This is a genomic window from Proteinivorax hydrogeniformans (genome assembly GCF_040515995.1).
Lineage (GTDB): Bacteria > Bacillota > Proteinivoracia > Proteinivoracales > Proteinivoracaceae > Proteinivorax > Proteinivorax hydrogeniformans.
In genome coordinates, this window is record NZ_CP159485.1 from 545,485 (window position 1) to 566,997 (window position 21,513).

Below are 21,513 nucleotides of genomic sequence, written 5' to 3' on the forward strand. Positions count from 1 at the left end.
GGAGGGAAGTCTAATGACAAAGGAAATGGCAACAAGAGAAGCATATGGAAATGCGTTGGTACAGTTGGGAGAAAAAAATGAAGATATCGTAGTTTTGGACGCGGACTTGTCAAAGTCCACTAAAACTGCTGGCTTTGGAGAAAAGTTTCCAAATAGATTCTTTAATATTGGTATAGCAGAAGCGGACTTAGTTGGCACCGCTGCTGGTTTAGCTGCTGCAGGAAAAATTCCTTTTGCATCTACCTTTGCTATTTTTGCTACCGGTAGAGCTTATGACCAGGTAAGAAACTCTGTATGTTATCCTAGGTTAAATGTTAAGCTAGCGGCTACTCACGCTGGGATTACAGTGGGAGAAGACGGTGCTACTCACCAAGCTTTAGAGGATATCGCATTGATGCGAGCTATACCAAACATGACTGTTGTTGTTCCAGCCGATGGGATAGAAGCTCAGCAAGTAATTGAGGCAGCGGTGGAATATGATGGTCCTATGTATATCAGGCTTGGAAGATCTAAAGTGCCTATGGTTAATGATGAAAGCTATAAGTTTGAACTTGGAAAAGGTGTAGTTCTTAAGGAAGGTAGCGACGTTACTATCGTTGCTGCCGGTGTAATGGTAAATGAGGCGATTAAAGCAGCAGAAGCTCTAAAAGCTGATGGTATCGATGCTGAAGTTATCAACATTCACACTGTTAAGCCTTTAGATAAAGAGCTACTAATTAGCTCAGTTGCTAAAACAAAAGCTGTTGTAACTGCTGAGGAGCACAACATCATGGGAGGATTAGGATCTGCTGTATGCGAAGTTTTAAGTCAAAACCAACCAGTCCCTGTTGAAATGGTTGGGGTAAATGACACCTTCGGTGAATCAGGAACTCCCCAAGCTTTGCTAGAAAAGTATGGATTAACAGCTGAAGCAATAGCAGAAAAGGTACACAAGGCTGTAAAAAGAAAGTAAGTCTAATCAAAAAAAAGGATGCTGACAAAAGTCAGCATCCTTTTTTGCTGAAGCCCAAAGTAGCTTGTCATTCTGAACGAAGTGAAGAATCTATGAACTTAAATATGTAGTTCAGGATTAGCATATAAAATTACCTTTCTTGAACTGTAGAAAGTTAATTTTGACAGGCTGACCCCACACCCCAAACGAAGATGGACGACCCCAATTGACTGTAGGGGTGCAGTACCAGCTCCCGCACCTAAAGTCCGCGGCCCAATGCGGACAGCTACTGACATCCCAAATTGATTTCAAATCCAGACCAAAATGAAAAAACCAGGACCGAACCCATACCCCATAAAACCTAATTGGCCGCGAAAACGTATAAATAAGCTACATGCTGTAACTAGGATCTAAAGATGTGAAATACTGAACTGATGCTGGGTCCGTGACCCCACTATAAAAACCCACAAAAAGCCAGGTGACTCAAGGGACGAACAATGCTAAACAATAGTTAAAACAATAGCTGAACAATCGTTAAACCATTGTTAAACAATTGCTAGACTATCGTTAAAAAACCGGGTCTTTCAAAAATACGTGCAATGGATGAATGGGTTTGGACCCAGCATGTAGCTAATTTCGTAATCTTTACCGTGGCTAATTAGTATTTAGTAGCTAGTATTTAGTAGTTAGTTGTTATGATATCCAGCAGTTAGTAGCTAACAGGCAGCAGATGGCAGGTAGCAGGGCAAAAGCAAAGACAGCCAAGCAGAACAAACCGCCCTAGAACTCCTATCCAACTGACCAACTCCACCATTCATCGTCAGTTCAGGATTAGCATATATTTCCGGTTTTGTAAGAAGCCTAAGCTGTTTCTCCACATGTGGGACAGCTTTAACTTTGAGTCGACATTGTCATGTCTCTGATGTTAATGAAGGATAGCTCAAAGCCAAATCTTTACCCACAGGGAGAAAAGACGCCGCCTTCAATCAAACCCTCCAATATATAGCAAATCCTTCAGTAGAGGAAAGACCCAAATAACAAAACCAAAAATGCAGGGGTCAGTCTTTTAAAATTACCTTTCTTGAACTGTAGAAAGTTAATTTTGACAGGCTGACCCCACACCCCAAACGAAGATGGACGACCCCAATTGACTGTAGGGGAGCAGTACCTGCTCCCGCACATAACGTCCGCGGCCCAAAGCGGACAGTTACTGAGGTGCCAAACTGGTTTCAAATCCAGACCAAAATGAAAAACCAAGACCGAACCCATACCCCATAAACCTAATTGGCCGCGAAAACGTATAAATAAGCTACATGCTGGGACTAGGATCTAAAGATGTGAAATACTGAACTGATGCTGGGTCTGAAACCCTATAACCCAGGTGACACAAGGGACGAACAATGCTAAACAATAGTTAAAACAATAGCTGAACAATCGTTAAACCATTGTTAAACAATTGCTAGACTATCGTTAATAAATTGCTAGACCATCGTTAAAAACGTTACCGTGGCCAATTAAGGTTTTACCATTTAGCAGGTGCAGACGCTCTGACTGAACAGACTTTGACCTTAATTGTAAATTGTAAATTATCAATTGTAAATTCGCCCTTGCCCTGCTGCCCAACTGACTGCTGTACCTACACCGTCAGCCCAGGATTAGCATATATTTCCAGAATTTAAGAATAGGTTCTAGCAGTTAGCAAAGGATTTAACCTAGAACTTCTGAGCAGCTGTTCAACTTTCTAACTGCCCAACTCGCACTTGTTCTATAATTGTCCATTGTAAATCCGCCCTTAATCTCTACTAAAAACTTTGCCTTTAAAAAAGCTTTGGTAAAAAAATATTGCCGGGGAAATATGACGAAATAAGTCTATAGTCCTATGTAAAATTTTAGTCGTTGAAGTGCTAAAAAAACAGTGTATAATTAAATTTAGAAGAGATAGTAAAAGTTAAAGGAATTTTAAAAACTTATGTCGAATATTTTTTATTACCGGAGAAATATTCAAAACCAAAAAAGCAAACACAAAAAACAAAAAACGAGGAGACTTGATATAAAATGCTGATTTTTCAGAATGTGGAAATACGCTATAAGTCTGGTAATGTTGCCGTCTCCAACATCAACTTTAAAGTAGATAAGGGAGAGTTTGTATACATAGTTGGCCCCAGTGGAGCTGGGAAGTCATCGTTGTTAAAAGCTGTATTTAAGGAAGTGGAACCAAAAAAAGGAGAAATTTTTCTTTTTAATAGAAATATAACTCGGTTAAAACGGAGGGAAATACCGCATCTAAGAAGACAAGTCGGTGTAGTATTTCAAGACTTTCGTTTGCTAGAGGAAAAGAATGTTTATGATAACATTGCATTTGCATTGCGGGTAATAGGTGCGAGTCGAAAAGAGATAAAGACAAAAGTCTTAGATGTACTTAAGATTGTTGGTCTAGAGGGAAAAGGTAAACGCTATCCTAATCAAATTTCAGGTGGTGAGCAGCAAAGGGTGGCTTTGGCTAGGGCTCTAGTCAACAAGCCGGAAATCATAGTCTGCGATGAACCTACAGGAAACTTAGACCCTACCACATCAGATGAAATTATGGATATCTTAAATAAGATTAATTTGCGAGGAACAACAATAGTCATGGCCACGCATGCTAAGGATATTGTTGATAAGTATAGAAATAGAGTTATCGCTGTACAAGATGGTAGTATAGTCCGTGATGACGCACAAGGAGGGTACAGCGATGTTCTTTAAAAATATTGGGTATTTTTTTGTGCAAGCTTTAAAAGGGATAACTAAAAATTTATGGATGACGCTGGCTTCTACCGGTGTTACCTTTATCACCCTGTTTGTACTAGGTGCTTTTATGATAGTTAATGCGAACTTGCAAGTAATAATGGATGATATAAGAAATCAAGCTGAGATTTTAGCTTATGTAGAGGAGTTTGAAGACGACGAGGAATATGTTGTAGGCGCTATCGAAAGAGAAATAGCGGCAATCTCTGAAGTTGAGGAATATCAGTATGTATCTAAGGATGATGCTCTAGACCGTTTAGAGGAAATGCTAGGTGAGTTTGCTGATATAACAGCTGGGATGGATGAAAGAAATCCTCTTCCTGCCAGCTTTGAACTAAGCGTAGATGATCCTGAAAAAATCCCGGTTGTAGCGGGGAGATTAGAAAGGATTACCTATATAGAGTCAGTGGACTATGGGCAAGATGTTTTAGAACAACTCTTAAGTATCACTGAAGTCATCCAGTGGGTTGGACTTGCGTTGATGATTATCCTAATGGTTATGGCGTTGTTTTTAATAGCTAACACCATAAAACTAACTGTATACGCAAGAAGAAAAGAGATAAACATTATGAAATATGTAGGAGCAACAAACTGGTTCATTAGATGGCCTTTTATATTAGAAGGATTCCTGTTAAGTTTAGTTGGTACTGTATTAGCTTTACTAGCGATATATTATGGTTATGATTATGCTCTAGTTTTGCTATATGAATCTTTACCTCCAGAAACTATTCAGTTTAGTTTTGTAGAGGTTGCTGATATTATGGAGCATCTAGTTAAAAACCTACTTATGATAGGTGTGGGTATTGGAGTAGTTGGGAGTACGCTATCGTTAAGGAAGTTCCTTAACGTATAGATAATCTAATTTCTTGTTTAAAACTTAGCTTATAAAGAAGGGAGGGGGAATTTTGTCAAAGAACTGTAAGATAATAGTTTCGCTAATTATGGCTATTGCACTCTTTATTCCTTTTTATAATCCTGTTTTAGCAAACGAGTTAGATCAGAAAGAAGAAGAGCTAGAGCAAGAACGAGACCAACTAGAAGATGGAATAGAGCAGCGCAGACAAGAGACACAACAGCTAGAAACTGAGATAACTCAAATCTCCGAAAAAATACGACAGTTAGATAGTCAGCTTCAGCAACAAAGGCAAAGAATTAATCAGTTAAATTCTGACATTAGTTCAACGGAAGTTGAAATTGAAAAAACAGAGGTTGAAATAGCGGAGACTGAAGAATTTTTGGAAGAAACTACAGGTCATTTAGAAACTAGGTTGGTGACCATGTATCAAAGAGGTTCTGTGGGATATATCGAAGTGCTGCTTTCAGCTACAAGCTTTTCTGAGTTTCTTTCTCGTTTTAACGCCTTAAGAACTATTGCGGAAGACGATAGAAGGCTAGTGGAGGAGATTAAGGAAAAAAGAAACTTTCTAGAAGTTGAGCGAGAAAAGCAGGTTGAAAGAAAAGAAAGCTTAGTTTCGATGCGAGCTGAAGCTCAAGCTGCTGAACAGCAGATTCAAGCTAATCGCAGGGAACAAGACTCACTTTCTGCTAAGCTTCATGAAAAACAAAGCTTTACACAAGCAAGAATAGCCGCAAAGGAAAGAGCTGCAAAAGAGGTAGAAAAACAGATTGAAGAGATAATCAGAAGAAGGCAGCAACAAAATGTTGGCAATGCAACAGGAAGCTTTATGTGGCCGGTGCAGGATTACGGTTATGGTTGGGTGACTTCACCTTATGGGGTTAGAGTCCATCCTATAACAGGGGTTAGAACACCTCACCGTGGTATTGATGTTGGAATACCACGATCTCGCTGGGCTGGCTCACCAAACTTTAACGGTAATCCCGTTAATGTAATGGCTGCTGATGGTGGAGTTGTAGTTTTTGCTGGCGGTAACAGAAGTACTGGATATGGTTTATATGTAATCGTAGACCATGGCGGAGGAAAAACCACCTTATATGCTCACTTACATAATATCTTGGTAAGCGAAGGGCAGCAAGTTGCTAAAGGTGAACCTATAGGCCATGTTGGCTCTACCGGTGCATCTACAGGGCCTCATCTTCACTATGAGATAAGAGTTAACGGTCAACATACAAATCCTATGAATTATTATTAAAACCATCGAACCCGATGGTTTTAATTTTTAATGAAAATATAATCTTATTTTTTATCTAAAGGGATATCATATATGTTTATAGAATAAGTATGTTATATAATTTTTTCAAAGGACATTTAATGAGGGGTGTAACAATGCATAAAAAATGGAAGTTATCCTTATTAGCGTTAGCTTTAGTTGTCAGTCACTTAGCTATATTTTCGATTGGATATTACCTGCCGCAGCAGCAGTCTGATGTTCAGCCGGAGGAGCCTTTGGCTTTAGAATCAGATTTTTCCAGTAAAACTAAGGAAATTATAGAAGTTATACAGAATAATTTTTTTGGGGACTATGATCTAGATGAGATTGAAGATGCAGTATATAGAGAGATAGTGGCTGCTTTGGGCGACCCTTATAGCGAGTACATGAGCGTCGACGATGTTGAAGATTTTGGTAGAAGCTATGGGCAAAGTTACGGAGGTATTGGTGTCGAAGTTACTTTGCATGAAGACAGGGTGACTGTGGTGGTGCCAATGGCAGGTAGCCCTGGTCAGGCTGCAGGTCTTCTCCCAGGAGATCAAATAGTAGAAGTTGACGGTAAGGATGTCGAAGGAAAGGGTCTTTCCGAAGTAGTTGATATGATATTAGGTGAACCGGATACCGTTGTGGAGTTAGGGATAATCCGTGAGGGTGTAGAAGGTATCATCGATTTTGAAGTTACAAGAGCTATCATCGACCAAACAGCTGCTGAATCGGAGATGTTAGATGATAGGCTAGGGTATATAGAACTAACAAGATTTAGTGACGGATCTTATCAAGAATTTGTAAAACATCTGAACGGACTTAAAGAAAGCAATATGGAAGAACTTATATTGGACCTGAGAGGTAATCCCGGGGGTGGCTTAAACGAAGTTTTAAATATCGCTAACCATTTAGTGCCAGAGGGTAAGATTGTTTATATTGAAGATAGTGATGGCCAGAGGCTAGCAACCTATACATCGGACCTAAAAGAAAGAGACTTTGAATTAGTTGTGCTTATTGATGAAAATAGCGCTAGCGCCTCAGAGATACTAGCTGGTGCTCTTAAAGACCATGAAGCTGCTACTATTATCGGGACCACCACTTTTGGTAAGGGCTCGGTGCAAAATATAATTGATTTAAGTGATGGATCGGCAGTAAAGCTTACAGTTTCTAACTTCTTTACTCCTGAAGGAAATATCATCGACGGGGTAGGTGTTTCACCCCACATTGAAGTTGGGCAAGTAGAGGGAGGAAACTTTCCTCCATTGAGGTACACAAGCAGCTTGGAACGAGAGGACAGTGGGGCTCAAGTAATGGTGCTTCAAAATATATTAGAGTTTTTAAATTATCCTGCAGGTGCATATGGCACATTTGATGAGGATACACAAATGGGAGTTGAGCAATTTCAGGCAGATTATGGACTTGAAAAAACTGGTGTTGTTAATCTAGAAGTTGCAGAGAAATTAAATGAAGTCTTAGAGCAAAAGCAAAGGGAAAAGGATAAGCAGCTAATTGAAGCTATTGACTATTTTAGAAATTAGACGCAACTGGGGTGAAGCAGTTGGATAACATTATCGTTGGTTTTATGGAGTTAATTAACAATATTGTAAACAGTTCTTTTATACAGGTTTTGTTAGGTATGATTTCAAACTTATACTACAGCACTATCGGAGGATTTTTCAGATTCGTATTTGGTGATGGACATTTTCCACCTCTGTTAATAGTGCTTCCATTGGTGTTTGTTATTGTGTATAAGCAGTATAAAAGACAATCTAACATGGAGCGGAAGCTTTTCGGGGTATCTATAACAAACCCCCATAAAGAAACAGCTGTATCCGCTGTATATGGATTAGTTGGTGGAATAATTGGCAGTTTAGCGTTGATTTTTATTGGTGTGGAGTTTACCAGCGTGGGAATAGTATTCGTTTGGCCGATAGCCATACTGCTTATGCTAGTTAATCCTAGATATATGTGTTTCGCTTATGCTGGTGGGATTGTTGGCTTGCTGGTGGTACTTGTTAGGTTTTTGGCTATGATTGGTCTTGATATTCCTGACAATTCGTTTTTTGAAGCTTTTCTTTCAATGAACTTACCTGGACTTATGACCGTAATTGGTGTGCTACACCTGGTGGAAAGTGCTTTAATTTTTATAAGTGGTGCCAAGGGAATCACCCCAATCTATTTTGAAAGAAAAAATCAAGATGGAAAATCAGAGGTTGTGGGTGGATTTACCATCCAGAGATTTTGGCCGGTTCCACTGGTTGTGCTCTTAGCTATGGTTGTTCCTGGCGGAGAAATGGTCGCTGATTCTTCCTCCATCGATATGCCTTCTTGGTGGCCTTTGATGGAGCTAACACAAACGGCGCCTGCTGGCTATACTATCTCTTTAGCAATGTTTTCAGTGATAGCGGCACTAGGTTATGGGGAGTTAGCTTTTTCAACCCCACCTAAGGAAAAGTCTAAAAGCACAGCTATTAGCTTAGGTTTTTACAGTATAGTGCTTATAGTATTAGCAGTGCTGGCAAATTTTGTCCCATTACTAACGCCCCTTGCCGTTGTATTTGCTCCTTTAGGTCATGAGTTATTGGTTCTTTTAGCACAGAGAAAGGAATTTTCAAAAGAGCCTCTTTTTCCCATGAGTGATGAAAATGGTATAGTTGTTTTGGGAATACTGCCGGGGACTGTAGGGGAAAAACTGGGTCTTAAACCGGGGCATAGAATAAAAAGAATTAATGGGCAAGCTGTATTAAGTCATATCCACTATCAACAGTTGATTGCTGATAACCCGACTTATCTTAAGATGGAAGTTGAGGATATGCAAGGGAGGATGAAATATTTAAAGGCTCCGCTTTTCAGACGGAGAAGGCAGCTAGGAATTATTACGATGCCTTCGCACCCCCCTAAATATATGGCTTCTTTTAGATTGAATAGTCCTTTAGATAAGATAATAGGCAAATAGGAAAAGACAAAAGCGAACATGTTTTCGCTTTTGTCTTTTAATTTTAAATAATAATTGTTATAATTAGAGTTAAGAAAAATTAGACTGCCGGAGGTGCAAAAGATATGCTGCCAGGAAAGTTTAAAATACATTCAAAGTTCAAGCCAACTGGGGATCAGCCTCAGGCTATCGATAAGTTGGTTAAAGGCATAGAAAAGGGTCATGATGGGCAAACCCTTTTAGGAGTAACAGGTTCGGGGAAAACTTATACAATGGCTAATGTTATAGAAAAAGTTCAAAAGCCCACATTAGTAATAGCTCACAATAAAACTTTAGCTGCCCAGCTATGTAGTGAATTTAAGGAGTTTTTCCCTGATAACGCTGTAGAATACTTTGTCTCTTATTACGATTATTATCAGCCTGAAGCTTATATCCCACAGTCGGATACCTATATAGAAAAAGACTCTCAAATTAATGATGAAATTGATAAACTTAGGTATTCAGCGACCTCTTCGCTATTTGAGCGTAGAGATGTAATTATAGTTGCTAGTGTGTCATGTATATATGGTTTAGGTTCACCGGAAGAGTATGGAGATTTAGTAGTGTCACTTCGAGAGGGGATGGAAGTGGACCGAGATGAAATTATAAGAAAACTTGTGGCCATCCAATACAATAGAAACGACACTGACTTTCGCCGAGGCACCTTTAGAGTGCGGGGAGATGTAGTGGAGATTTTCCCTATCGGTAGTAGTGAAAAAGCCATTAGAGTAGAATTTTTTGGTGATGAGGTAGACAGAATAACAGAGATAGATTCTTTAACCGGAGAGATTTTAGGAGTTAGAAATCATGTGGCCATTTTTCCTGCTTCTCACTATGTTACAGCAAGGGATAAGGTGCTTAAGGCAATTGATTCTATTGAAGAAGAGCTTAAAGAGCAACTAAAACATTTTAAAGATCAAGGTAAGTTGTTGGAAGCACAGCGGCTGGAACAGCGTACAAGATATGATATAGAGATGATGAAAGAGATCGGGTTTTGCCAAGGAGTAGAGAACTATTCACGGCATTTAACTGATCGTCAGCCTGGGGACAAACCTTATACACTTATGGATTTTTTCCCCGATGATTACCTTGTGGTTATAGACGAATCTCACGTTACTATACCGCAGGTCGGGGCTATGTACGCCGGTGACTATTCAAGAAAAAAATCCCTAGTGGAACATGGGTTTAGGCTGCCTTCTGCCTTTGATAACAGGCCTATGAAATTTGATGAGTTTGAAGGTATGCTTAATCAGGCTGTATTTGTTTCTGCTACTCCTGCAGCTTATGAAAAAGAGCATAGTAGTCAGGTGGTAGAACAGATAATAAGACCGACAGGCCTTTTAGACCCTCAAATTACAGTGAAACCAATCTCAGGACAGGTAGATGATTTGCTAGGAGAGATCCATAAAACTGTAGAGAAAAATCACAGAGTTTTAGTAACAACCTTAACTAAAAAAATGGCGGAAGATTTGACTGATTATTTAACGGACGCCGGCGTTAAGGTCAAGTATCTTCACTCTGATATAGATACATTAGAAAGAATGAAAATAGTTAGAGGCTTGCGCCTTGGAGAGTTTGACGTATTAGTGGGTATTAACCTTCTAAGAGAAGGTTTAGATATACCGGAAGTTGAATTAGTAGCTATTTTGGATGCAGATAAAGAAGGATTTTTGCGCTCTGAACGGTCGTTAATTCAGACTATAGGTAGGGCGGCTAGAAATGATCAAGGTAGGGTTATACTATATGCTGATGTAGTTACTGGGTCGATGGAAAAGGCGATTACAGAAACTCAACGACGTAGAGAGATACAGATGGAGCATAATGAAAAGCATAATATCACGCCTCAGACAATTCAAAAAGATATCCATGCCATTATCGAAGCTACCAAGGTGGCGGAAGAAGGTGCGGACTACGCTACGGAAAAAGGCAAGAAGATGACTAAAAAGGATAAGAAATTATTAGTTGCTAAGCTACAAAAAGAAATGGAGGAAGCTGCTAGAAATCTGGAGTTTGAAAAAGCTGCTTACTTTAGAGATATGATTGCGGAGTTAGATGCAAAATAAAAATATTTAATGGGAAAAATGGAGGAGTAAATTTGAAAGATATAATAATAAAAGGAGCAAGAGAACATAATTTAAAAAATGTAGATTTAACTATACCTCGGGATAAACTAATTGTTTTTACAGGGTTAAGTGGGTCGGGCAAATCTTCCTTAGCCTTTGACACTATATATGCCGAGGGACAGCGTAGGTATGTAGAATCGTTATCTGCCTATGCTCGCCAATTTTTAGGTCAGATGGAAAAACCTGATATGGACTCTATAGATGGATTATCGCCGGCAATTTCTATAGATCAGAAAACTACCAGCAAAAATCCCCGCTCCACCGTGGGGACAGTTACGGAAATTTATGATTATTTTAGGTTATTGTTTGCTAGAGTTGGTACTCCTCACTGTCCTAACTGTGACAAGCCTATAGCCCAACAAACAATTTCCCAAATGGTAGATCAAGCAATGACGTTACCAGATAGAACAAAGGTGCAGGTTTTAGCTCCTGTTGTAAGGGGAAGAAAAGGCCAACATATAAAGCTTTTGGAGAAACTAAAAAAAAGTGGATACGTTAGAGTGAAAATTGATGATCATGTTTATCACCTAGACGAAGAAATTAAGTTAGAAAAGAACAAAAAGCATACCATTGAAGTTGTGGTGGACAGGATTGTCATTAAAGAAGGAATCGAAAACCGTTTGGCAGACTCTTTAGAGACATCGTTAGCGCTTGGAGAAGGGATCGCTATTTTAGATGTTGTAGATGGAGAAAAAATTTCTTTCAGCGAAAACTTTGCCTGTTTAGAGTGTGGTTTTAGCTTTCAGGAAATCAGTCCGCGGATGTTTTCTTTTAATAACCCCTTTGGTGCTTGCCCTGGATGCTCGGGGTTAGGAAGTCACTTGGATCCTGACCCAGACCTTATCATAAAAGATAAAAATTTATCTATAGCTGAGGGGGCAATAGTTCCATGGAGTAGAAGCTCTTCGGGGTACTATGGAGAAGTTCTTAGAGTTTTAGCGATGGAGCATGATTTTGATTTAAGAATGCCGGTTAAGGATTTGCCCAAAGAAATTATAAATATTTTACTTTATGGAACAGGTAGTCAGCGCTATAACATTAAGTATGTAGGCGCAAGCGGTGAGGAAAATGAGCTGAACGTACCTTTTAGAGGTCTAGTAAACTGGGTAAAGGCAAGGTATAACGAAACCTCTTCGGACTATATTAGAAATGATTTAGAAGGTTATATGTCCCAAAACAGCTGTGAAAATTGTGGCGGGGCGAGATTAAAACCGGAAGCTTTAGCTGTAAAGGTGGGGGGAATTAATATAGCTGAGCTTACGGGGTTATCTGTAAAAGACGCCAAGGGTTTCTTTGATAATATAGAATTTACGGAAAAACAGATGATGATAGGAAAAATGATTTTAAAGGAAATAAATGAGAGGTTAGGGTTTTTAATTGATGTGGGCCTAGATTATTTAACGTTGGATAGAAGTGCAGGTACATTATCCGGCGGCGAAGCTCAGAGAATTAGACTGGCTACCCAGATAGGTTCTTCTCTTATGGGAGTTCTTTATATTTTGGATGAGCCTAGTATAGGGCTTCATCAACGAGATAACCAAAGACTTTTAGATACCTTAAAAAGATTAAGAGATCTAGGCAACACCTTAATTGTGGTAGAACATGATGAAGATACTATTAAAGCAGCAGATCATATTGTAGATATCGGACCTTATGCGGGAGCTCATGGCGGTGAGATAGTGGCCCAAGGTGATATTAACGATATCATGGCGGAGAAAAAATCGATCACCGGCCAATACCTAACTGGTGAAAAAGAGATTGTAGTTCCCGATAAAAGAAGAAAGCCAAATGGCAAGTGGCTGGAGGTTGAAGGTGCTGCAGAAAACAACTTAAAAGACGTGGATGTTAAAATCCCCTTAGGAGTTTTTACCTGTGTTACAGGAGTGTCTGGGTCTGGGAAAAGTACTTTGATTAATGAAATACTGTACAAAACTTTAGCACAAAAAATAAACAAAGCCCGCTCAAAGCCAGGCAAGCACAAAACGGTTAAAGGTATAGAAAATGTGGAGAAAATTATAGATATAGACCAGTCCCCTATCGGAAGAACGCCTAGGTCTAACCCAGCCACATATACAGGAGTCTTTGACCATATTAGAGAACTGTTTTCCAAAACCCAAGATGCTTTGGCAAAGGGGTATAAGCCGGGGAGATTTTCTTTTAATGTTAAAGGTGGCCGTTGCGAGGCTTGCCGAGGGGATGGAATTATAAAAATCGAGATGCATTTTTTACCTGATGTTTATGTGCCTTGCGAAGTTTGTAAGGGTGCTAGATATAATAGGGAGACCCTAGAAGTAAGGTATAAAGGTAAGACCATAGCTGATATTTTGGCGCTACCTGTTTCAGAGGCGATAACATTTTTTGAGAACATCCCCAAAATCAAAAGAAAGTTAGATACTTTATATGATGTTGGACTTGGTTATATCAAGCTTGGGCAGCCAGCGACTACTTTATCCGGGGGTGAAGCCCAAAGGGTTAAGCTTGCCACCCATTTAAGTAAACGAAGCAACGGTAAGACGTTATATATATTAGATGAGCCTACAACAGGCCTTCATATCGCTGATATAGATAGATTGCTCAGGGTGCTAAATAGATTAGTTGAAAATGGGGATAGCGTGCTTGTGATTGAGCATAACTTAGATGTCATAAAGACTGCTGATTATATAGTTGACTTAGGACCAGAAGGCGGACATCGCGGCGGAGAGGTTATTGCCAAAGGGACCCCTGAGGAAATCTGCAAAGAACAAAGGTCCCACACAGCCAAGTACCTTAAGCCATATGTTAACAATAGTTGAACAGTAGTTGAGCGATAGCTAAACAATAGTTGAACAGTAGTTGAACAGTAGTTGAACGATAGTTAAACGATAGTTAAACCATTGTTAAACCATCTGACGACCCCAATTGACTGTAGGGGAGCAGTACCTGCTCCCGCACCTTAACGTCCGCGTTCCAAAGCGGACAGCTACTGAGACCCCAAACTGGTATCAAATCCAGACCACAATGACAAAACCTAATTGGCTGTAACCCAAAATGATGCCCCAAATGAAAAACCAAGATGGACTACCCCTCGAAGAGGTAGGGGGCGACCTCAGTGTCGCCCCATCAGCAAATGGCCAGCGAATATGGACGCATTTAATATGTAGTTTTAACAATTGTTAAACAATTGATAGACCATCGTTAGCAGATAGCTAAAGCAAATACTGCCAAGCAGAAAACCGCCCTTGATCTTCTGACCAACTGATTGCTGTATCTAGCACCGTCAGTTCAGGATTAGCAATATATTTCCGGGTTTGTAAGAATCCTAAGCTGTTTCTCCACATGTGGGACAGCTCAGGCTTTGAGTCGACATTGTCATGTCTCTGGTATTAATGGAAGCGAGCTCAAAGCCAAAGCCTTACCCACAGGGAGAAAAGACGCCGCCTTCAATCAAACCCTCCAATATATAGCAAATCCTTCAGTAGAAGGAAGACCCCAAATGACAAAACCAAGGGACAAGGGGACAGCCGTACCTGTCCCCTCTGAAATGCAGGGGTCAGTCTTTTAAAATTACCTTTCTTGAACTGTAGAAAGTTAATTTTGACAGGCTGACCCCACACCCCAAACGAAGATGGATGCCGCAACTGACGACCCCAATTGACTGTAGGGGAGCAGTACCTGCTCCCGCACATAACGTCCGCGGTTCAAAGCGGACAGCTACTGAGGCCCCAAACTGGTATCAAATCCACAATGACAAAACCTAATTGGCTGGGACTGTAACCCCACTAGAAGCACCCACTAAAAACCAGGGGACACAAGGGATGAACAATGCTAAACAAACGTTATACAGTTGCTATAAAAAAAAGTAAGAGTCCTTGCTAACATCAGAGGGAATTTGGCCATATAAGTAAAGAACGACGAACAAAGGGAGGGGAGCTTAGTTAATGAAAATAAATAAAAAATATAAAAACGTTTTATTTTCTTGTATAGCTGCTATCTTTATTTCAGTGCCAATAGCGCTAATCATGGTAATCATTAATTATGGAGTTGAACCGGGTTTCTTCAGAGCATTTTTAAGATCTGCATTAGTGGGGACGGCTATATCTATCCCACTTGCTAACATATTTATCCCACTGACGGAGAAAATAGTGAATAAGTTAATTGAGGAATAACGCCTATGTAGGTGGTTATGTATTCTACTAGGTCAGTTCAGGATTAGCAATATATTTCCGGGTTTGAAAGAAGCCTAAGCTGTTTCTCCACATGTGGGACAGCTTTAACTTTGAGTCGACGATGAACAATAGTTAAACAATAGCTGAACAATCGTTGAACCATTGTTAAACAATTGCTAGACCATCGTTAAAAACATTACCGTGGCCAATTAAGGTTTTACCATTTAGCAGGTGGCAGATGCCCTGCCAACGGGACTCTGACCTTAATTGTAAATTGTAAGTTGAATGAAAGATAGCTCAAAGCCAAAGCCTTACCCACAGGGAGAAAAGACGCCGCCTTCAATCAAACCCTCCAATATATAGCAAATCCTTCAGTAGAAGGAAGACCCCAAATGGCAAAACCAAGGGACAATGGGACAGCCGTACCTGTCCCCTCTGAAATGCAGGGGTCAGTCTTTTAAAATTACCTTTCTTGAACTGTAGAAAGTTAATTTTGACAGGCTGACCCCACACCCCAAACGAAGATGGATGCCGCAACTGACGACCCCAATTGACTGTAGGGGAGCAGTACCTGCTCCCGCACCTTAACGTCCGCGACCCAAAGCGGACAGCTACTGAGGCCCCAAACTGGTATCAAATTCAGACCCCAATGGCCAAATGCAGGGGGTGGGTCATGTACTGACCAACTGACCAACTGACCAACTCGCATTTTGTCAACAAATTGTAAATTCACCCTTGAACTTAATAGATCTTAAAAAGAAAGGTGGTGAGTGCTTTGAACAGTAAAGTTAGCCAGCTGCCAGCTAGTCCCGGAGTTTATTTCATGAAGGACAAATATGGTGATGTTATATATGTTGGCAAGGCTGCTTCCCTTAAAAATCGCGTTAAATCGTATTTCCAAAACACCGAGAAAAAGGGTGCTAAAGTTACAGCACTGGTGCACAATATTGAAGACTTAGATTATATAGTTACTGACTCTGAGGTTGAGGCCTTGATATTAGAGAGTAACTTAATTAAGAAATACCGCCCCAAATATAACATCTCGCTCAAAGATGATAAACATTACCCATATATCAAAATAGATGTAACCGAGGATTTTCCTAGGGTGGAAAAGGTTCGTAAAATTAACAAGGACAAAGCCCGCTATTTTGGCCCATACCCTAGCGCCGGTGCTGTAAACGAAACGCTGCAGCTAGTTCACAAAATTTTTTCGCTCAGGCGTTGCAAGGGCAAGCTAGAGCATAAAGATAGGCCTTGTTTAAACTTTCAAATCAAGCGCTGCCACGCACCTTGTCAGCATAACATTACTTCAACTGATTACCATAAGATGATTGAAGAAGTTTTGTTGTTTTTAGAGGGAAAAAGCTCTCATCTAGTTAAAAAGGTGGAAGCTGAAATGAAGGAGCAAGCTGCTAATCTAAACTTTGAAAAAGCAGCTGAGCTAAGGGATCAACTTAAAGCTCTAAAAAGTGTGACAGAAAAACAGAAAATCATATTTAGCGATCTTACAGACAGAGATATTTTGGCGGTGGCAGATGGTGGAAACCTTGCCTGCATTCAAGTGTTTAGCATTAGAGGTGGCAAGCTTTTAGGCAGAGACTCATTTAGACTTGAAAACACAGGAGGTTCAACTTCTAAGGAACTGTTAATAGCTTTTATAACTCAATTTTATGAAAACGCTCCAATCGTTCCTGGTGAGATTTTAGTGCCGGAGGATTTGTTTGATCAACAAGTGCTTTTAGAATTTTTGCAAAAGAAAAGAGGTTCTAAGGTTAGTTTAAAAGTTCCTCAAAAAGGGGAAAAAAAGGAGTTATTGATACTAGCCAAGAAAAACGCCCGACTTCAGCTAGAACAATACGAAAGCCAGGGCGGTGTAGAAAAGCACCGTGGTGAAAAGGGAGTAGTAGAGCTTGCAAAAGAACTAAAGTTTGGAGAACTTCCTTGGCGTATGGAGTGCTATGACATCTCTAATATACAGGGTGAATATTCTGTAGGCTCTATGGTTGTGTTTGAAGGTGGAAAGCCTGCAAAAGATAAATATCGTAAGTTTAAAATCAGAACTGTGGAAGGTCCTAATGATTTTGCATCCATGGCAGAAGTGCTTACTCGAAGGTTAAAAAAATACGCAGAAGGTGATGAAAAGTTTTCTCCACTTCCTCACCTAATTGTAATTGATGGTGGAAAAGGACAGCTTTCCGCAGCAAATAAAATTGTAAAAGAACAAGGTTATGAGCATGTTCACATTATAGGCTTAGCCAAAAAGATGGAAGAGGTATTCTTCCCTGAACAATCGGAGCCGGTTATTCTACCTAGAAACAGTGAAGGACTTTACCTTCTTCAAAGAATACGTGACGAAGCTCACCGGTTTGCAATAACCTACCATAGGACGTTACGCAAAAACGAGACATTTACATCAGAATTAGATAGCATTGAAGGTGTGGGACCTAACCGGAGAAATTCTTTGCTAAAGGTATTTAACTCAGTTGAAGAAATTTCCACTAAAGACGTAGGTGAAATAGCTGCAGTGCCAGGTATCCCTTGGCAAGTAGCTGAGAATGTCTATAGATATTTTAGAAAGAAAAGATAGTTAGATATTAGAAGATAATCGAAAAAGCAGCGACAATTTAATTGTCGCTGCTTTTTCGATTATCACGGTGATTTTAACATATTCAATTTAAAAATTAATAAAGTGAATAAAATAATTAAATAATTTCATAAAAAGTGTTGCATTTTGTGAAATTATGAGTATAATTAAAGTAAAGGTTAGATATATTAATATCAAGAGGTAAAAATATCAAAATAATTAATCTAACAATAAACACAAAGGGTGAGAATCTTAGTTATAAAATTTTTGATTACTAAATCTGAGAATGTAAAAAAGGAGGGTGGAAGATGGTAAACGATCCAAAACTTATGGTTTTAGAGATGTTGACTTCTGGGAAAGTTTCAAAGGAACAAGCGGAAAAGCTTTTAGAATGCTGTAAAAATAAATAACTAGTTCTAAACAAACATAGAAAAGAAAATTCAGCGACTAGCTAGTGCACTAAGGATGTTAAAAAAATTAAGTTTGACCATTAAAAATTCCAATATCGGTTGCAATTTTCTTTTCTATGTGTATAATTAAAGCAAAGATTAAAATTATTAAGAAGTGAATTCATATAGTTAATATTGTGGGAGGTGTACAGATGAAAAAGCAGGCAATTGGCAAGTGCCCCATCTGTGATTCGCATTTAAATGTTGCTAAGCTAAAGTGCAATCATTGCGATACGTCTATTGAAGGTGATTTTGAATTATGCAAGTTTTGCAAGCTAGGTAGGGAACAAAAAGAGTTTGTTGAAGTTTTTATCAAAAGCAGAGGAAATATTAAGGAAGTTGAGAGAGAGCTGGGGATATCTTATCCTACAGTTCGAAGCAGATTAGAAGGTGTTATAGAATCTTTAGGATACAGACCAGAACCAATTCCTAAAGTGGATCCTGCCACCGCAGAGAAAAGAAAAAAGGTGCTTGACGCTTTAAACAATGGTGATATTACGGCGGAAGAAGCAGTAGAATTATTAAAAGAGCAAAGTTAGGAAAATTTTTATCTCACAACTTTGGATAACTCCATTCATTATGTGGCATGGGGCACATATCTCGTTGTTGGGATAAAAAATTTACACATCTAATTCAGAATATAAATAATTAAATGAAAAGGGGGAGGATGAAGTGGGGCTTAATGAGAGGGAAATGATACTTGAAATGCTGTCAGAAGGTAAGATCTCTCAGGAACAGGCTAATAAGTTATTAGCAGCTTTAGACAAAGTAGAAGTAGATGAAAGCACAGCTGACGGTGAAAAGGTTACGCATACTTGTAGCAAAGATGGGGGTTGTGAAGAAGATGAGGGGTTTTCTTTATTTGAAAACTTGAAAGATGCTTTTGGTGTAGCCCTTAACAGTAACCATATCCATGAATTTAAAAGGGAGATAAAACAAACCTTTATCACCAGTTTAGTGGACGTAGAGCTTGGTTCTAGAAAAGGCAACATCGAAATACAGGGTTGGAGTAGGGGTTATGGTTATATAGAAGAAACTATTAAAGTTAAGGGAATAAAAAATAAAGAAGAAGCAGAGAAGTTAGCGGAGAAATATCGGACATTAACGGTCGGAAAAGACTTTATACAAGCTAAAAAAGAGATGAAGAGTAAGCGAATATTTATATCGTATAAGCTTTTTTTGCCCAAAGCCAACCAATATGATGTCTGCGTTAGCACAGTTAATGGGAAAGTGACTATAGCGGGAATCGTTACAAAGGATTGTGACTTAAGCCTAGTTAATGGGAAATGCGATTTAAGTGATGTAAAGGGGGAAGACCTTGAGCTTTCTATGGTCAACGGTAAGGGTATTGTTTCCGGCGAGTTCAAAGATATTGACTGCTCTACTGTAAATGGGAAACTGGAAATATCCGATTACCTTAGTAGCCCAGGAGATATTGACATTTCTACAGTTAACGGTCCTATAATAATAGCACTTCCAACCCCTGGTTTGAATGTCAAGGTTGATTTAAGCGCTGTAAACGGAAGAGCTAAAGTTGAACATCCAAACTTAAACATTCAAAGTAAAAATGGGGTAGTGATAACTAAAAATTGTACGATTGTAGGTGAAGGAAAAGCGCACAGATTTTATGATGTTAGTTCCGTCAATGGATCACTAACCTTAAAAGAATTATAAAGGAGTGGATTGAAAAATGTTGGAGGTTTTATTATCGACAGAGGTATTACTGGGGATATTTTTCTTAATTTTGGTTGCTCTAATTTGTAACTTGATAATTAAGCTAGCGATGGTAAAGGCAGGTATCTATAAAAAGTATTCAAAAAATAGGGTTTGTTCCGGGAGACTTCAAGGTGGACTTTGGACATTAGGGATTGCCCTTTTAGTGATTGTATACATGCAACTTGATATTTCTTTTTGGCTTGCTTTTTGGTTGCTTGTTGCATTGGCAGGGTTAATACAGATAATTTTCTCTTTTAGAGGAAATAACTTTTTATAAAAGTGGGAAGTAGGTGATTTTAGATTATGGCGCACCTTAGTAAGGAGTTTAACATTACCCTTAATGGGAAAGTTGCGCTATCCTTAGATAAAGGAGAGCTAGATGTTAGGGGCTGGGACGAGGAATGTTGTAAGCTAGTAGTGGAAAGTGAAAAACCTATAAAGTTAAACCATAAGGCAAAAAGTGATAAGTTATATATTTCCTTAGCAGGTGAGTTAACAAAACAAGTTCAGGTATACCTACCAAAGATGTGTGATCTATTTGTGGATGGTAGTTATTTGGATTTATCTATAGCTAATCTTGACTACAAAGTGAAAGTGGATAACGGTAATGGTAAAACTAGTATCACTAATATTGATGGAGAGATTAAAGTAGAACAAAGCAAAGGCAGTATAGAATTTGTCTCTAACCATGGTAAAGTAAGGGCTGATTTAGGGGCGGTGGAAACGGAAGTCTACAATCACCAAGGAGAGATTAACCTAGATATCGGTCGGGGGAATCTAAATCTAAAGGGCTTAGATGGAGATGCTAGACTGATCCTAGCTAAGGGCAAGCATGTAGTAACTGATAGTAGGGGCACACTAAATTTTAATTCGTCGGGGGATATTAGCATTACCTCTAGCAGATTTACAAGGGTTAAAGGCAGGGGCTTTGGCGATACAGTGCTTCATTTACCGATAGCATATGTAGCCAACTATTCTTTAACTACCAGTGGAGATTTTTATTTAGGAATTCCTTCAGACTCGGCATTTTCCTTGAAAGCTAAGGTTAAGTCGATCGATAACAAAGTAGATTCTTTACAGCTAACAAAGGGTAATGGTGAATACAAAGGGGATAAAGGTTTGCATCCGTTAGGAGATGTTAGTCTAGAAGGAAAACATTTAAAGATCGAGTCAATAGTACTGAAAGATGATTCAGCAGACTTTTATGATAAAGAAGAAAATCAAGAATCGCTAAAAATTCTAAGAATGGTTGAGGAAGGAACTCTTGACCCACAAAAAGCTGAAGAACTGCTGGAAACTTTTGAGGAATTTGAGAAGGGGGAGAATTAAATGAATGAAAAAATTCAAGTGCTTAAAATGATTGAAAGTGGAAAAATAACTGCGGAAGAAGGGGCAAAGTTATTAGCTGCAGTGGACGTTAAAGATGAAGGCAAAAAAACTAGGGGTAAGGCTAAGCAACTAAGGATAAAGGTGGTAGATAAAGTTAGCAAAAGAGTTAAAACTAACGTTAAAATCCCCATGTATTTAGTTTCGCTAGGTATGAAATTTATACCTGAGGAAAGCTCTGTCACCCAAAAAGAGTTAGCTGAAGCTATAGAGCTTGCTAAATCTGGCGAAGAAGGAAAGGTTTTAGAAGTAGAAGATAGGGACTCAAACTATGATGTCCATATTATAGTTGAGTAGGGGGGACGTT

15 protein-coding genes are annotated in these 21,513 nt (G+C 39.2%); all 15 read left to right on the forward strand.

The window, feature by feature from the left end; all coding sequences use genetic code 11:
- Positions 1 to 13 precede the first annotated feature (13 nt).
- The 15 genes from PRVXH_RS02650 (at position 14) to PRVXH_RS02720 (ending at position 21,503) form a co-directional block, all read left to right on the forward strand.
- A complete protein-coding gene (locus tag PRVXH_RS02650) occupies positions 14 to 952 on the forward strand; it encodes a transketolase family protein (protein ID WP_353893767.1) in 939 nt (312 codons plus the stop codon).
- Between the two features lie 2,034 nt (positions 953 to 2,986).
- The gene (gene ftsE, locus PRVXH_RS02655) at positions 2,987 to 3,673 is read left to right on the forward strand and encodes a cell division ATP-binding protein FtsE (RefSeq protein WP_353893768.1); all 687 of its coding nucleotides are present in this window, start codon (positions 2,987 to 2,989) and stop codon (positions 3,671 to 3,673) included.
- Positions 3,663 to 4,568, forward strand: a complete 906-nt coding sequence (gene ftsX / locus PRVXH_RS02660) for a permease-like cell division protein FtsX (RefSeq protein ID WP_353893769.1) — start codon at positions 3,663 to 3,665, stop codon at positions 4,566 to 4,568. Before ftsE ends, ftsX begins: the two co-directional genes overlap by 11 nt.
- A 52-nt stretch (positions 4,569 to 4,620) precedes the next feature.
- On the forward strand, positions 4,621 to 5,826 hold the full coding sequence (locus tag PRVXH_RS02665) for a peptidoglycan DD-metalloendopeptidase family protein (RefSeq protein ID WP_353893770.1): 1,206 nt from the start codon (positions 4,621 to 4,623) through the stop codon (positions 5,824 to 5,826).
- A gap of 134 nt (positions 5,827 to 5,960) precedes the next feature.
- Positions 5,961 to 7,367 (forward strand): S41 family peptidase, encoded by a 1,407-nt coding sequence (locus PRVXH_RS02670; protein ID WP_353893771.1) that lies wholly within the window; start codon positions 5,961 to 5,963, stop codon positions 7,365 to 7,367.
- A gap of 20 nt (positions 7,368 to 7,387) precedes the next feature.
- Positions 7,388 to 8,785, forward strand: a complete 1,398-nt coding sequence (locus tag PRVXH_RS02675; protein WP_353893772.1) for a PDZ domain-containing protein — start codon at positions 7,388 to 7,390, stop codon at positions 8,783 to 8,785.
- Positions 8,786 to 8,889: 104 nt separating this feature from the next.
- The gene (gene uvrB / locus PRVXH_RS02680; RefSeq protein WP_353893773.1) at positions 8,890 to 10,866 is read left to right on the forward strand and encodes an excinuclease ABC subunit UvrB; all 1,977 of its coding nucleotides are present in this window, start codon (positions 8,890 to 8,892) and stop codon (positions 10,864 to 10,866) included.
- 32 nt (positions 10,867 to 10,898) lie between these two features.
- A complete protein-coding gene (gene uvrA / locus PRVXH_RS02685; protein ID WP_353893774.1) occupies positions 10,899 to 13,718 on the forward strand; it encodes an excinuclease ABC subunit UvrA in 2,820 nt (939 codons plus the stop codon).
- 1,125 nt (positions 13,719 to 14,843) lie between these two features.
- A complete protein-coding gene (locus PRVXH_RS02690; RefSeq protein ID WP_353893775.1) occupies positions 14,844 to 15,071 on the forward strand; it encodes a DUF2798 domain-containing protein in 228 nt (75 codons plus the stop codon).
- Between the two features lie 766 nt (positions 15,072 to 15,837).
- Positions 15,838 to 17,658 (forward strand): excinuclease ABC subunit UvrC, encoded by a 1,821-nt coding sequence (gene uvrC / locus PRVXH_RS02695; protein WP_353893776.1) that lies wholly within the window; start codon positions 15,838 to 15,840, stop codon positions 17,656 to 17,658.
- A 598-nt stretch (positions 17,659 to 18,256) separates the two neighbouring features.
- Positions 18,257 to 18,643: a DUF2089 domain-containing protein gene (locus PRVXH_RS02700; RefSeq protein ID WP_353893777.1), complete on the forward strand. Its 387-nt coding sequence runs from the start codon at positions 18,257 to 18,259 to the stop codon at positions 18,641 to 18,643.
- A gap of 133 nt (positions 18,644 to 18,776) precedes the next feature.
- Positions 18,777 to 19,778, forward strand: coding sequence for a DUF4097 family beta strand repeat-containing protein (locus PRVXH_RS02705; RefSeq protein WP_353893778.1), 1,002 nt, complete (start codon positions 18,777 to 18,779; stop codon positions 19,776 to 19,778).
- A 16-nt stretch (positions 19,779 to 19,794) separates the two neighbouring features.
- Entirely contained in the window at positions 19,795 to 20,097 is a 303-nt protein-coding gene (locus PRVXH_RS02710) for a hypothetical protein (RefSeq protein WP_353893779.1), read from the forward strand.
- Positions 20,098 to 20,123: 26 nt separating this feature from the next.
- Entirely contained in the window at positions 20,124 to 21,149 is a 1,026-nt protein-coding gene (locus PRVXH_RS02715) for a hypothetical protein (RefSeq protein ID WP_353893780.1), read from the forward strand.
- Entirely contained in the window at positions 21,150 to 21,503 is a 354-nt protein-coding gene (locus PRVXH_RS02720; protein ID WP_353893781.1) for a hypothetical protein, read from the forward strand. It begins immediately after the preceding gene.
- Positions 21,504 to 21,513: the final 10 nt, after the last annotated feature.

Coding starts and splice junctions, on each gene's coding strand:
- PRVXH_RS02650 (WP_353893767.1), top strand. CDS start 14: ATGACAAAGGAAATGGCAACAAGAGAAGCATATGGAAATGCGTTGGTA.
- ftsE (WP_353893768.1), top strand. CDS start 2,987: ATGCTGATTTTTCAGAATGTGGAAATACGCTATAAGTCTGGTAATGTT.
- ftsX (WP_353893769.1), top strand. CDS start 3,663: ATGTTCTTTAAAAATATTGGGTATTTTTTTGTGCAAGCTTTAAAAGGG.
- PRVXH_RS02670 (WP_353893771.1), top strand. CDS start 5,961: ATGCATAAAAAATGGAAGTTATCCTTATTAGCGTTAGCTTTAGTTGTC.
- uvrB (WP_353893773.1), top strand. CDS start 8,890: ATGCTGCCAGGAAAGTTTAAAATACATTCAAAGTTCAAGCCAACTGGG.
- PRVXH_RS02690 (WP_353893775.1), top strand. CDS start 14,844: ATGAAAATAAATAAAAAATATAAAAACGTTTTATTTTCTTGTATAGCT.
- PRVXH_RS02700 (WP_353893777.1), top strand. CDS start 18,257: ATGAAAAAGCAGGCAATTGGCAAGTGCCCCATCTGTGATTCGCATTTA.
- PRVXH_RS02710 (WP_353893779.1), top strand. CDS start 19,795: ATGTTGGAGGTTTTATTATCGACAGAGGTATTACTGGGGATATTTTTC.
- PRVXH_RS02715 (WP_353893780.1), top strand. CDS start 20,124: ATGGCGCACCTTAGTAAGGAGTTTAACATTACCCTTAATGGGAAAGTT.
- PRVXH_RS02720 (WP_353893781.1), top strand. CDS start 21,150: ATGAATGAAAAAATTCAAGTGCTTAAAATGATTGAAAGTGGAAAAATA.